The 14,163-nt window shown below is 67.7% G+C and carries 9 protein-coding genes; 3 read left to right on the top strand and 6 right to left on the bottom strand.

What is annotated here, in order from left to right; translation table 11 throughout:
• Positions 1 to 4: 4 nt before the first annotated feature.
• From D4766_RS09650 to D4766_RS09625, 6 genes are all read right to left on the bottom strand, one after another.
• Positions 5 to 1,315: a glycoside hydrolase family 130 protein gene (locus D4766_RS09650; protein ID WP_234024763.1), complete on the bottom strand. Its 1,311-nt coding sequence runs from the start codon at positions 1,313 to 1,315 to the stop codon at positions 5 to 7.
• Positions 1,269 to 3,596: a glycosyltransferase family 4 protein gene (locus D4766_RS09645; protein ID WP_120717272.1), complete on the bottom strand. Its 2,328-nt coding sequence runs from the start codon at positions 3,594 to 3,596 to the stop codon at positions 1,269 to 1,271. Before D4766_RS09645 ends, D4766_RS09650 begins: the two co-directional genes overlap by 47 nt.
• 180 nt (positions 3,597 to 3,776) lie before the next feature.
• A complete protein-coding gene (locus tag D4766_RS09640) occupies positions 3,777 to 4,508 on the bottom strand; it encodes an energy transducer TonB (protein ID WP_120717271.1) in 732 nt (243 codons plus the stop codon).
• Positions 4,509 to 4,641: 133 nt separating this feature from the next.
• A complete protein-coding gene (locus D4766_RS09635) occupies positions 4,642 to 7,290 on the bottom strand; it encodes a TonB-dependent receptor (protein ID WP_120717270.1) in 2,649 nt (882 codons plus the stop codon).
• 328 nt (positions 7,291 to 7,618) lie between these two features.
• Complete coding sequence (locus tag D4766_RS09630) at positions 7,619 to 8,548, bottom strand: isopenicillin N synthase family dioxygenase (protein ID WP_120717269.1); 930 nt, start codon at positions 8,546 to 8,548, stop codon at positions 7,619 to 7,621.
• Between the two features lie 10 nt (positions 8,549 to 8,558).
• Positions 8,559 to 9,872 carry a NupC/NupG family nucleoside CNT transporter gene (locus D4766_RS09625; RefSeq protein ID WP_120717268.1) on the bottom strand — a complete coding sequence of 438 codons (1,314 nt, stop codon included), beginning with the start codon at positions 9,870 to 9,872 and terminating at the stop codon, positions 8,559 to 8,561.
• Positions 9,873 to 9,962: 90 nt separating this feature from the next.
• On the opposite strand from D4766_RS09625, the gene D4766_RS09620 reads away from it, so the two are divergent.
• The 3 genes from D4766_RS09620 to D4766_RS09610 are packed head-to-tail and all read left to right on the top strand — an operon-like array spanning position 9,963 to position 14,144.
• Complete coding sequence (locus tag D4766_RS09620) at positions 9,963 to 10,649, top strand: queuosine precursor transporter (RefSeq protein ID WP_120717267.1); 687 nt, start codon at positions 9,963 to 9,965, stop codon at positions 10,647 to 10,649.
• Positions 10,650 to 10,687: 38 nt separating this feature from the next.
• Positions 10,688 to 12,238, top strand: coding sequence for an acetolactate synthase large subunit (locus D4766_RS09615; protein ID WP_120717266.1), 1,551 nt, complete (start codon positions 10,688 to 10,690; stop codon positions 12,236 to 12,238).
• A 43-nt stretch (positions 12,239 to 12,281) separates the two neighbouring features.
• Complete coding sequence (locus D4766_RS09610; protein ID WP_120717265.1) at positions 12,282 to 14,144, top strand: ABC-F family ATP-binding cassette domain-containing protein; 1,863 nt, start codon at positions 12,282 to 12,284, stop codon at positions 14,142 to 14,144.
• The last annotated feature ends 19 nt before the right edge of the window (positions 14,145 to 14,163 follow it).

Genomic DNA, 14,163 nt, shown 5'->3' with positions numbered 1-14,163 from the left:
CCGATCACACCATCAGTTTCATCAGTTCGTCGACCTTGACAGTCGCGAAGCCGACCGAGCTGTCGGAAATACCGTAGGGCACCAAGAGGCTCTCGCCCACGTGCAGCACGCCGCAGGTGTAGACCACGTTGGGCACGTAGCCCGACCGGTCGGCATCCTCCGCGGTCAGGACCGGCTGCATCGTGCGTCCGATGACCTTCGAGGGATCGTCGAGGTCGAGGAGCGCGCAGCCCAGCGCGTACTTGCGCATCGCGCCCACGCCATGGGTGAACAGCAGCCAGCCGTGCTCGGTCTTGATCGGACTGCCGCAGTTGCCGATCTGGATGAATTCCCACGGATACCGGGGGCCCATCAAAAAGGTCCCCTCGTCGTCCCAGCGGTCGATCCGCCGGCTGCGCAGGAGATACAGGTTCTTGCCGTCCTGCCGCCCGACCATGACGTAGTCGTCGCCGATCTTTTCGGGGAACAGCGCCATGCCCTTGTTCCGCCCCGCGCGGCCGTCGACCGGCTCGAGCAGGAAGCGGCGGAAGTCGGTGGTGCGCAGGAGTTCGGACCGGATCGTGCTGCCCGAATAGGCGGTGTAGGTGCCGATCCATTCGTAGTCGCCGCCGCCGTGGTCGAAGCGGACCATGCGCAGGTCCTCGAGGCCGTTGCGCTGCTGTTCGGTGATCGGGAAGATCACGGTGTTCGACAGGCTGCTCTCGCGATGGCGATGGACGGTGACCGCGCTGTCGGCGTCCGACAGGCTGGCATCGTCGAGTTCGACCGAGGTGGCGAACGCGCTCTGCGGCCAGAGTTCGAAACGGCCGTCGTGCCAGGCGATGCCTTCGCGAAAGGCGATCGAGGAGATGTGCCCCTCCCCCACCGCGCGCAGGCTCATGACGAAGCGGCACGCCCCGCCCTCGCACCCGCTCTGGTCGGGGTGCGGCACGATGGACGGGTTCATCAGCGCGGCGGCCGAGTAGGTGTACTCGTGGCAGAAGTACGCCCCGATCAGCTTTCGGCGCGTTTCGGAAAACTGCATCCGGTCGAGGGGGAGCGAATGTTCCACTTCCTTCCACCGTTCGCGGAACATGTCCTCCGTCTGCCAGTGACGCTCGGCAAAGTCGGCGAGGATCTTGCCGTATTCGGCGCGCACCCGTTCTTCCGGCAAGGCTGCGATATCCTCGACCAGTTTCATTGCACGGCTGCTCTCGGCATTCTTCGCCTGCCAGCCGAGGTGGAACGGCCGCAGGACTACGCGCGAGGGATCGGCGTGAAGCCGGGTATCAAGGATGTGCAAGGGGCCGGCCGGCTTCCTGTCGGTCGTGTTCAATCTTGCCCCCTGGCGAATCGTCGTCGGTCGCGGTGTGCCCGAGCGCTAGCATGGAGTAATGCGATAAATGAAACGCGAGGATCGATTCTGCCCCGGTATTCCGGTTGAGACCGCGCGGATTGATGCCGTCGCGGCAGCGGCCGGTGGCAAGGTCGGCGAGCACGACGCCGCGGTCGTTGCCGCCGAAGAACCATTTCCAAGCAGCGCGGGCGTGGACCGCCCAGTGCGCGTCGCCGGTCGCGGCGTAGGCCGAAGCCGCCGCGTCGATAGCGGCCTGCGCCTCCAGCGGCTGCTGGTCAAACGGCAGGGCCTCGAATTCGATGCCGAAGCTTTCCGATCCGATAGGTCGGAAATGGCCGCTCGTGGCAGTCTGGCGGTCGGCGATCCAGTCGAGCGTCTCGAGCCCGGTCGCGAGGTAATCCTCGCGCCCCAGCGTCCGTCCGGCCTCGATCAGCGCCTGCGGCAGGCGGGGATTGTCGTAGCCGAGCACGGTTTCGAACCAGCTCCAGTCGGGCCGGCGGGCGCCGCCGAGCAATCGTTCGAGCAGATCGGTACCGCGCGCCAGCAGGGCGAGCGAGATGTCGTGCCCGGGTTTGGCCGCAACCATCGCACTCGCGCCGAGCATGGCGAAGGCGACCGCGCGCGGGCTCTCCATCTCCGGCCGGGCGAGCAACGCTTGGTCGTAAAGCTCCATCGCCCAGTCGCGGATGCCGTCGTCGGTCGTATCCTGTGCGGTGCGCCCCAGCGCCCAGAGTGCGCGGCCGTTGGAATCCTCCGACCCCTCGTCCTCGCACCACGACCGGTCGTAGTTCATGAAATTGCGAAACAGCCCGCGGTCGGGGTTCCACGCGTGCTGGATGAAGGCGGCATACGCCGTCGTCCGGACCGCCCGTTCTTCCGGCGTGACACCCGCGGCGAGGTTCATCAGCATCAACGCACGGGCGTTGTCGTCGAGACAGTATCCGTGGTTGCGGTCGGGCACCACGCCCTTGCTGTGCTGGAGCATGCCCGTGGCGTCGCTCATCGCGAACAGCGCTGCCAGGCTCGGCGCGGTCCGGCGGGCCGGTTCGCGCGGGGCTTCGGACACCGCACTTTCCACCAGCGCGGCGGCGGCAGCGGCGAAGCGCGGCCAGATCGTCTCGCGCCCCTTGGCGTAGGCGCGGCGTTGCATGGCCGCGAGTTCGCGCGGATGGTCCAGCAGCGAGTTCACCGCCTGCGCGATGGCCCCCGAACTGTTGGGATCGATGATATAGCCCACCCCGCCGGCGAGCAGCTCGCGCGCATGAACGTACGGGGTGGAGACGACCGCCTTGCCCAGCGCGACGGCATAGCTCAGCGTCCCGCTGGTGGATTGCTGCAAGCCGGGATAGGGCGTGATGTAGATGTCGCACGCTTCGAGCTGGTCGAGCAGTTCGTCGGTCTCGACGAAGCGGTCGTCCCATTCGATCGCGTCCGCCACGCCCAGCGCCTCGGCCCGCGCCTGCAGGCCTTCGCGGTAGCTTTCGCCGTGCTGGGCAACGAGATTGGGGTGAGTCGCGCCGACGATCCGGTAGAGCACGCCGGGATGATCGGCGAGGATCGCGGGCAGCGCCTCGATCGCGTGCTCCAGCCCCTTGCCGGGCCCGAGAAGCCCGAACGTGGTGAGCACGGTCCGCCCATCCAGCCCCATGCGCGCCTTGAATTCGTCCTGCCGCCCGAAGGGCCGGTCGGGCGCGCCGTGCTCGATCACTTCGACCGCTTCGGACGGCGCGTGATACCGCTCGATCAGGAGATCGCGGCTGCGGTGCGACATAACCATGATGCGCGAGGCGCGCTGGACGAGATGCTCGAGAATGCGGCGCTGGTTGACCGAAGGCTCGGTCAGTACGGTATGGCAGGTAACAATCAGCGGGGCGGCGAGGCGGTCGACGAACTCCATCGCCATTTCGCCGTCGGCGCCGCCGAAGATACCGTATTCATGCTGAAGCCAGACCGCGTCGACGCCGGCATCGTTGATCGCCTTTGCGGCGCGCGCGTAGTCGGCGGGGTCCGCTCGGTCGATCGTGCCCGCAACCCCTTCGTAGCCGAGGTCGTCACCAGCGTCGTCGAGCGCCCAGACGTCGACCGATACTTCGGGACGATACCGCGCGAGTTGTTCGACGAGGTCGGCGGTAAAGGTGGCGATCCCGCACTTCCGGGGGACGTAGTTCCCGACGACCGCAACACGGCGCTGCGCGCGCGGCGAACGAAACGGCACCAGCGGGGCTGCGTGCGATGCAGTCGGAAACACGTTGGAAGTCATGATCGGGAAGGCATCCTTTCCACCCAGGAGCCGAGCAACACTTCCCAACGATGCACGCGCGGATTCGGTTCCGCTGCAGCGCACAATATTTGTGAATCCGTGCGTGCTTCTGGCGCATCGGGTCACGGGTCGTCTCGAATATAGGGCGCCACTCGCTCGGTCAGCCGCCCCGGGGGGGGGTCAGAACCAGCGTTGTCGCCAGTAGAACGGCGCCGCGACGGGGTTGCCCGCAGCGTCGGTCGCGGGTCGGAACCGCAGGCGCTGAACCACAAGGCGGCAGGTGATCGCGTCGGCTTCCGCATCGGGGCTCGGGCGGAAGACGCTGCAATCCGATGCGCGGCCGTCGGTACCGACGGTCACCTTGACGACGACTTCGGTCCCGACGCGTGCCTGCCTGCCGCCGGGCGGGATCGGGTAATCGCGCGCGTTGTTGATCCTGCCGCCGATCCATTCGGGCTTCGTCGCGACGCCTCCGCCCTGCCCGCTGCCGCCGTTGCCACTTCCCGTGCCGGTCCCTGTCCCACCGGCTCCGGTGCCTGTGCCTTGGTCCCGCGCGCCGGAGGTGTCGGCGGCGCCGGTGGAGCTGGCCTTGGGCGCGGGCGGCGCCGGCTTGACGACGATGCGCGGTTCGGGCGCGACGACTTCGCGCGGCACGGCCTTCCTGCCCTCGTTGCCCTGTTCGCCCGCATCGGGTTCGGGCTCGGGCTCCGGCGGAGGCGGCGGTTCGAACTGCTTCGTCTCGACCGTGACGGTGATCGTCGACAGCACGCTGTCCTCGACCGAGGCGACCGCGTCCGGGGCGAACGCGCGGGCAAGGCCGTATATCGCTGCCAGGTGCAGCAGCACGATCGCGACGAGCGTGAGCGGCCGCGGGCGCCGCGAGGCGTTGGCGAAGGACGTTTCGGCAGCCATCTTCGCCAGCAACAATGACCCGGACCGGCTCCGCGTTCCAGCCCCCCGAACGCGAAGCGGCGGCGCCCCAGCAAAGGAACGCCGCCGCCGCTTGCTCGTGACCCGCGCCGGGTAGCGGCGCGAGGGTTAAGCCTTAGTAGCCGAACATCAGCGAGATGCTCGCCGCGCGCGGCGGGAGGATCTGCACGAACGGGGTCGTGTAGCGATCGCCCGAACCGCCGAAGCCGCCCGGCGCCAGCGTGTCGAACAGGTTCGTCACGTTGAGCTGGACCGCGACGTCGCCGCCCAGCGGCGATTCCGCGATCTTGTAGCGGATGTCGAAGTCGACCGTGGTGTAGGCCTTCGTCTGCGCGGTGTACGTCTGACGATATGCGCCGCTGACAAGGCTGAAGATCGGCAGGTTCTCGTCGTTGACGTAACGCTTGCCGGTGTACTTCACCTGCGCACCGATGCTGAGATCACCGAGTTCGACTTGGCCGCGGCCGCCGAAGGTGACCTTCGGGCTACCCGCTTCCTGCTTGCCGGCCGTCTGGACGACGAACGACTGGCCCGCCGCGGTGCAGCCGTACTGGCCGTTGCCCGCCTGGGTCGCCGAGCAGACGCCGCCCGTCTGGTCGTTCTTGATGTCCGACGTCTGCCACGAACCGAACACGTAAAGCAGCGTGTTGCGGGTGGGCTGGTAGGACACCGAGCCGTCCACGCCGTACTTGTCGACCGCGCCGATGTTGCGCGTGATGATCTGGTCAAGGATCGGATCGTACGCGTTCTTCAGGCGGTTCTTGTACTTGGTGTACCAGCCGGCGACCTGCGCCTGGACATTGCCGGTCTTGTAACGGAACGACAGATCGAAGCTGTCCGTCGTCTCAGGCTCGGGCTGCACGCCCGGCGCGGTCGCCGGGAAGTAGATCGAGTTGTACAGCGGATCGGTGCCGGGGACCGACAGGCCCTTGGCGTAGTTGAACGCGATCGACGGCGCACCCAAGTCGTAGACGAAACCGACGTTCGGCAGGATGTCGTCGTACTTGTAGATGCGCTGCTGCGGAAGCGCCGCGCCCGAGGGGCGGTTGGCGGTCGTGTTGTAGCTGTACGGGTTGGCCGCCTGGTAGGCCGCCGCCGCCGGGCCGTAGGCGCAGTCGACGAAGCCCTGGTTGGCGTTGCCCGAGGTGCTGAAGCAGTTCTGCGTCAGGTCGCGCTTGAAGAACGGCGCACGCAGGCCGAGCACGGCCAGGAAGTTGCCGAAGCGGCCGCGATACTCGCCCGAAACCTGGTCGAGGGTCGCGTACGACTGGCGGTCGCGCTTCTGCAGGACGTTCCCGTTGGCGTCCACGATCGGGTCGTTGACCGGGAAGACGTCGAACGGCTCGCCGTTGGGCTTCAGGAAACCGGCCTCGCCCGTCTGGCGGTGGTTGGCGCGATCGTGCGTGTAGCTCAGGCGGACCGACTGGTCGGGCGTAAACTCGTACGCGAGGTTGCCGATGACGACATAGCGGCGCGTACGGGTCTGGCTCGGGGTGGTGACCGTGACGGTGTCGAGACGGTCGCCGTCGCCGTTGAGATCCACACCGGCATAGGGCGAACCGCCGAAGTAGCCGACCTGGCAGTTGATCTGGCCGGTGGTGGCCGGGTTGGTCGCGCAGTTGGCACGGCCGCCGGCGCTGATCACGTCGTATCCGTATTCACGCGCCGTCGAGGTGCCGCCGCCGTTGGCCTTCACGTACTGGAAGCTCGGATCGATCGTCAGGACGAGACCGTCCATGATGGTGAATTTCGAAGCGCCGCGGATGTTGCCGGTGTTCGACGGATTGTAGCGGCGATCGAATTCGGTGCCGCACGAGTTGGCCGCATCGGCCACGCCGGCGCGCGGCGTCGTCGTCGTGCAGGGGAAGTTGATGTCGTAGAAACGCTCTTCCTTGGTCAGCGGGAAGCGCTGGCTGCTGCTCGGTCCGGCGGTGCGCGTCGGATCGTTGTTCAGCGGCTGGCTGCCGAAGAAGTTGTTGCGGTTCTCGTTGTAGTGACCGGCCACGGCGATGAAGTCGCCGTTTACGCCGACGTCCTGCCAAATGCGGGCGTTATACTGCTGCTTCTCGTTGACGCCGTAGTTGTTGAACGGGTTGTCGTAGCGCGTGTAGCTGGCCGAAACGAACGCCTTGGTGCCGAAGCCGGTGAGATCGCCGGTGTCGACCATGGCGAAGCCGCGCATGTAGGGACGGCTGTACTTGCGGCCTTCGCCGAACACGTCACCATAGGTGATCGAGCTCGTGATCTTGAAGGTGTCTTCCGGCTCCTTCGTGCGGATGTTGATCGTGCCGCCGACGGCCGAAGCAGTCGGGCTGTCGACGTCGGTCGAGCCGAGGTTGACGTTCACCGAACCCAGCGTCTCGGGGTCCTGCTGCTGGTTGGTGTAAAGGGCGTAGTTGCCCGAATCGTTCAGCGGAATGCCGTCGACGGTCTGGGAGATGCGGTCCGACGAGAAGCCGCGGATGGTGAAATTACCACCCCCCGAACCCCAGGGATCGTTGTTCTGGAAGCTGACGCCAGGAACCAGGTTGACGATGTCGTTGACCGTCTGGCCGGGGCGCTGGCGACGGATGATCTCCTCACCGAGGACCTGCTTGGCCTTGGGCGTGTCGGGAATTTCGACGCCGGCGACGTCGGTCGCGCGGGTGCCGGTGACGACGATCGCATCGTCCTCGAAATCGACCGAACCGGTCGACTGGGCGAAAGCCGCGCCAGGGATCGCGAGGGCGATCAGCGCGCTGGAGCGGAGAAGAGCGATTTTCATGTGCGGATAGATCCCTGTCCGAAAAAAGCTGCCGGAAGATGGCAGGATGAGTCCCAAGACCAGCTGTGAAATCGGTGCGCCGCACCCGGGCGAGAATCGCCTCTCTCGCGGCGCCACCCCCTTAGCGCCCTTTTTGTGTCGGTGAAGTGACAGTTTCCGCGCGCGAAAGCGGGAGTTCAAATCGTGCAGAAACGCAGTTTCCGCTGCATTTTCCTTACGCTTGTACGCAAACGTCCTGCCGTCCGATTACCCGATAGGTTCCCGGCCGCGGCGAATTTGCCGGCGATGCGACATTTTCGCAACGTGTGTGGGAGCCGAGCGGCGAGCTTCAGGCCAGATTGATCTCGCGAAGGCGCTGCTGAAGGAACTCGTGGCTGCTGATCGGGGAGGGGTGATCGTCGGGCCGATCGGGATCGATGCAGCTGTCGAGCGTGACGATGTCGAAGTCGGGCCGGAAGTGCAGGAAGAACGGCATGGAATACCGGCTGCGATAGGCCGCCTCCCCGCGCGGATTAACGACCCGGTGCTGGGTCGATTTCAACCGGCTGTTCGTCAGCCGGTCGAGCATGTCGCCGATGTTGACCACCAGCGCGCCGTCAGGGGTGTCGACCGCCTTCCACTCGCCGTCGGCGGTGAGGAGCTCGAGGCCCGCTTCCTCGGCCCCCAGCAGCAAGGTGATGGTGTTGATGTCGCCGTGCGCGGCGGCGCGGATCGCGCCTTCGGCCCGCGGCCCGTCGAGCGGCGGGTAATGCAGCAGGCGCATGACCGAGTTGCCGTCCTCGACCGTGGCGGCGAACCAGTCCTGCGGCAGGCCCAGATGGAGCGCGATCGCTTCCAGCACGCGGCCGCCGGCCGTCTCGAATGCAGCGTAGAGTTCGGAGAACGTCTCGCGGAAACCCTCGACCTCGTCCGGCCAGACGTTGTCGGCCATGTACTCGCTCAGCGGATGCCCGGCGGGCAGCTCGCGCCCGACGTGCCAGAATTCCTTGAGGTCGTGAACTTCGGCGTCCTTCGCCCGCTCGACGCCGAACGGGGTGTACCCGCGCGCACCGCCGCCGCCTTCGATCTTGTAGCCCTTCTTGACCTCATCGGGCAGCGCGAAGAATTCCTTCGACAGCGCTTCGGCCCGCGCGATGAGGTCCTGCGGGATGCCGTGGTCGCGGATGACCGCGAAGCCGTATTCGCGGAAGCTGCGGCCGAGTTCATCGGCGACTTCCTCCAGCGGGCGGGCGATCGATACGGAGGCGATTTCGGACATCGGTGAGAGCTCAGTAAGGGAGGAACAGACCGGCCAGCGCGGCCGACATGAGGTTGGCGAGACTGCCGGCGGCGAGCGCCTTCAAGCCCAGTTTGGCGATTACCGGGCGCTGGTTGGGCGCAAGACCGCCGGTCACCGCCATCTGGATCGCGATTGACGAGAAGTTGGCGAAACCGCACAGGGCGAAGGTCACGATCGCGCGGCTGCGGTCGGTCAGCACGCCGGCGCCGATCTGGCCGAGATCGATGAAGGCGACGAATTCGTTGAGCACGACCTTGGTGCCGAAAAGACCGCCGGCGATGGGCGCCTGGTCCCACGGCACGCCGATAAGGAACATGACCGGAGCGAACAGCGCTCCGAGCGCGGCCTGGAAGCTCCAGTTCTCGTACCCGAACAATCCGCCGAACCAGCCGAGGATTCCGTTCGCCAGCGCCACCAGCGCGACGAAGGCCAGCACCATCGCGCCGACCGCGACCGCCAGCTTGACGCCGGTCTGCGCGCCTTGCGCGGCGGCCTCGATCACGTTGGCGGGCTTGGTCCCGTCCTCGAAGCTGTCGGCCATCTCGACCTCGTGCGCCTTGCCCCGCTCGACCAGAGCGGCGGGCCCTTCGGCGCTGATGCGCGTTTCGGGCAGCACGATCTCGCCTTCGGCAGCGGGCGATGCATCGTCGGTGTCTGGCATGATGATCTTGGCCATCAGGATGCCGCCCGGCGCGCTCATGAACGCGGCGGCGAGGAGGAACGGCAGGTAGCGTTCGCCCAGAAGGCCCGCGTAAGCGGCCAGGATCGTGCCTGCGACGCCCGCCATGCCGACGACCATCAGGGTGAACAATCGGCTCGGCGACAGGTTGGCGAGGTAGGGCCGCACGACCAGCGGGCTTTCCGACTGGCCGACGAAGATGTTGGCCGCCGCGCCCAGCGCCTCGACCCGGCTGACGCCCGTCACCCAGCCGATCGCCCCGCCGACCCAGCGCACGACCCGCTGCATGATCCGCAGGTAGTAGAGAATCGACACCAGCGCGGCGAAGAAGACGATCACCGGCAGCGCGCCGAGCGCGAATGTATTGGCCAGCGGATTCTCGCGCCCGAACAGGAAGGCGGTGCCTTCGTTGGCGTAGCTCAGCAGCGCGGCGACACCGTTCGCCATGCCCTGGATGCCCGCGACGCCCCACGGGGTGCGCAGGACGATGAAGGCGATGAGCGCCTGCAGCGCGAAGGCGGATGCGGCGATCCTCAGCCGGATGCGGCGCTTGCCGCTCGACAGCGCGAAGGCGATGGCGAGGATCGCGACGATCCCGACGAGACTGGCGACGACTGGCGGCATGACCCGCGTCGCTAGCCCAAAGCGGTTTTGGAGGAAACCGGATTCGCGCCCGCTTCCCTTTTGCCGCGCGCGGTGCCAGATCGCCGGGCGATGACCGAAGCCCCCCACGCGCCCCTCTTGGGCGCAGAGCCCGCCGCGCCCGTCTTCCCGCGTGCGCTGTTCGTTTTCACGCTGCTGTACGGCGGCATGACCGTTCTTGCGGGCATCCTCGGCAACAAGCAGGTGGCGCTGGGCCCGCTGGCGGTCGAGGCGGGCATCTTCGCGTTCCTGATGCTCGTCGTGCTGTCGAGCTCGGTCGCACAGCTCTACGGCCGCAAGACCGCCGACCGGCTGGTGCTGTGGGGCTTCGTGCCGCTCGCGTTTTCAATTGTGCTCATCCCGATCGTCCTCGCGTTGCCCGCCTCGGTCGACATGCCGGCCGACCGGCAGGCCGCCTTCAGCCTTTTGCTCGGCTCCACCCCGCGCATCATGGCGGCGGGACCGGTCGCCTATGGCGTCTCGCTGCTGCTCAACGTCTGGATCTTCCAGGCCCTGCGCGGAAAAGGGGGCGAATCGGGCGGCTTCTTCATGCTCGTGCGCGGCGCCATCGCTTCGGCGTTGAGCCAGGTCGTCGACACGCTGATCTTCATCAGCCTCGCCTTTTACGGCGAGTTTCCGATCCGCGACCTCCTGCTCGGCCAGATGCTCGCCAAGGTCGTCCTGTCGATCGTGCTGGTCCCGCCGCTGATCGCGCTGGCGGTCGCGTTCGCCCGGCGGATGGATACGCGCCCCGCCTGATCCCGCCCGCGGGCGCACACGCTACCGAAGGAATTCCGATGAACGGCGCGCAAAGCCTGGTCGACACTCTGGTCACCCGCGGGGTGGACACCTGCTTCGCCAACCCCGGCACGTCCGAAATGCACTTCCTCGCCGCGCTGGGCGATCCCCGGATGCGCGGGGTGCTGTGCCTGTTCGAGGGCGTGTGCACGGGCGCGGCCGACGGGTACTACCGCATGGCCGACAAGCCCGCCGCCACGCTGCTCCACCTCGGACCCGGGCTGTCGAACGGGCTTGCCAACATCCACAACGCGCGCCGCGCCTCGTCCGGCATGGTCAACGTCGTCGGCGAACACGCGACCAAGCACCTGAAATACGATGCGCCGCTCACGAGCGACATCGAAGGGCTGGCGCGCCCGCTGTCGCACTGGGTCCGCCGCGGCGGCAGCGCGGCGACCATCGCCTGGGACACCGCCGCCGCCATCGCCGAAGCCGGCGCGCACCCCGGGCGCATCGCAACGCTGATCCTGCCGGGCGACACCGCGTGGCAGGGCGCGGGCGAGCCCGCCCTGCCCTCGCCCGCCCCGCCGGCGCGCAAGGCGCCCGACCCGGCCCGGATCGAGGAAGTCGCCAAGGTGCTACGCAGCGGCGAGCCGACGATGCTGATCCTCGCCAACAAGGCCTGCCGCACCGCGCCGCTCGAACTCGCGGGCAAGGTCGCGGCGGGTACCGGCTGCCGCCTCGCCAGCCAGTTCTTCACCAACCGCATCGAACGCGGTGCGGGCCGCGTACCGCTGGAGCGGATCCCCTATTCGGTCGCCCCCGCGCTCGCCTTTCTCAAGGGTACGAAGCACATCGTCACCCTGGAAACGAAGGAGCCGGTGGCGTTCTTCAGCTACCCCGGCCAGCCGAGCCTGCTGAAGGAACCGGGCACGCAGGTACACACCCTTTCGGAAGCCGACGAGGACAGCACGCTCGCACTCGAGATGCTGGTCGACGCGCTCGGCCTCGGCAGCGCGCAGACCGCCCACCAGCCGCCTGCCGATACTCCGGCACCGCAGGGCAAGCTCGATCCCGTATCGATTGCCCACGCGCTGTGCGCCGGCATCCCCGAGAACGCCATCGTCGTCGACGAGAGCCTGACGAGCGGTCGCGAATCGATGAGCTATACGCTCGGCGCGGCGCCGCACGACATGATCAACAACCTCGGCGGTTCGATCGGCTATTCCCCGCCCGTCGCGACCGGCGCGGCGATCGCGTGCCCCGACCGGCGGACCATCTGCCTCGTCGGCGACGGCAGCGCGATGTACACGATCCAGGCGCTGTGGACGCAGGCGCGCGAGCAACTGCCGGTGACCACCGTGGTCTTCGCCAACAACACCTACAACATCCTCAAGGCCGAATATTCGAACATGGGCGCGGGCGACCGCCCGTCGGCCGAAGCGCTGAACCTGATCGACATCGACCGGCCGACGATCGACTGGCTGGCGATGGGCAGGTCGATGGGCGTGCCCGGCGTCCAGGTCGATACCGCCGAAGGGCTGGCGAAGGCGCTGCTCAATGCGAACGGCGAGGCGGGACCGCGGCTGATCGAGGTCAAGCTGTACTGAAGGCTGGCCCATGCGCGGCGGGCCCTGTAGGGGCCGCGCCGCCATGATCTCCATCGACAACCTCACCGTGCGGCTGGGCGGCCGCGCCATCCTGCAGGATGCCTCCGCCACGATCCCGCCGGGCAGCCGGGTCGGCCTGATCGGCCGCAACGGTGCGGGCAAGTCCACGCTGATGAAGGCGCTGATCGGCCAGATCGAGCCCGACCAGGGCGGGATCGAGATGCCCCGTCGGGCCCGGGTGGGCTATATCGCACAGGAAGCGCCGAGCGGATCGATCACCCCGTTCGACGCGGTGCTGGCCGGCGACGCCGAACGCGCCAGCCTGCTGGAAGAGGCCGAGACCTGCACCGACATGGACCGGCTGGGCGACGTCCACGACCGGCTGCTCGCCATCGACGCCTATGCCGCCCCGTCGCGCGCGGCGATCATCCTCACCGGTCTCGGTTTCGACGAGGAGATGCAGGCGCAGCCGCTGGACACGTTCTCGGGCGGGTGGAAGATGCGCGTGGCGCTGGGCGCGCTGCTGCTGTCCAACCCCGATATCCTGCTGCTCGACGAACCGTCGAACCACCTCGACCTCGAGGCGACGCTGTGGCTGGAAAGCTTCCTCAAGGCCTATCAGGGCACGCTGGTCGTCATCAGCCACGAACGCGACCTGCTCAACAATGTCGTTACCGCGATCCTCCACCTGCAGGACGGCAAGCTGGCGCTCTATCCCGGCGGGTACGACGCGTTCGAGAAGCAGCGCGCCGAGCGGGCCGCGCAGCTTGCCGCCGCAAAGGCCGCGCAGGACGCCCAGCGCGCCCGCTTGGAGGATTACGTCGCGCGCAACAGCGCCCGCGCTTCCACCGCCAAGCAGGCACAGTCGCGCGCCAAGATGCTGGCCAAGATGCAGCCGATCGCCGCGCTGATCGAGGATCCTAGCCTGAGCTTCGACTTCCCCAGCCCCGACGAGATGCGCCCGCCGCTCATCACGCTCGACCTGGCGGCCGTGGGATACGGCGAGGAGCCGATCCTGAAGCGCCTCAACCTTCGGATCGACCCCGACGACCGGATCGCGCTGCTGGGCCGCAACGGCAACGGCAAGACCACGCTCGCCCGCCTGCTCGCGGCGCAGCTCGCGCCGATGGACGGCGCGATGCAGGCATCAGGCCGGATGCGGGTGGGCTATTTCACCCAGTACCAGGTCGAGGAACTGTCGACCGATGGCACCCCGCTCGACCACATGACCCGGGCGATGGAGGGCGCTTCGCCCGGCGCGGTGCGCGCACAGCTCGGCCGGTTCGGTTTTTCCGGGCATCGCGCGACCGCGAAGATCGGCACTCTGTCGGGCGGGGAGCGGGCGCGGCTGGCGCTGGCGCTCATCACCCGCGACGCGCCGCATCTCCTGATCCTCGACGAACCGACCAACCACCTCGACGTCGACGCGCGCGAGGCGCTGGTGCAGGCCCTCAACGATTTCGATGGGGCGGTCATTCTCATCAGCCACGACCGCCACATGGTGGAACTGACCGCCGACCGCCTGGTCCTCGTCGACGACGGTACCGCCCGCGAATACGCGGGCAGCATCGAGGACTACATCGATTTCGTGCTCGGCCGGAACCAGCCCCGCGGCGACGGAAAGAGCGGGGGCGGCGCGAAGGCGAAGAAGGACAGGCGCGGATCGGCGAAGGACCGCGAGGCCATCCGCCTCGCCCGCAGCACCGTCACGGCGAGCGAGAAGGCGATGACCCGCCTGCAGGACAAGCTGGCCGCGCTCGATGCCGCGCTCGCCGATCCTGCCGCCGCCGGCCGGCCGCCCGAGGACCTGCTGCGCGAACGCGCGCAGCTTGCCGGCGAACTCGAAGCGGCCGAGCAGGAATGGCTGGAAGCGCAGGAAAGTCTGGAACTGGCCGGAGCGGGCTGACGAGCGCTAGGCTACGGCG

The organism is Tsuneonella amylolytica (assembly GCF_003626915.1).
GTDB classification, from domain to species: domain Bacteria; phylum Pseudomonadota; class Alphaproteobacteria; order Sphingomonadales; family Sphingomonadaceae; genus Tsuneonella; species Tsuneonella amylolytica.
Note: the sequence above shows the minus strand (reverse complement) of the source record. Positions and strands in the feature narration are given on the sequence as shown.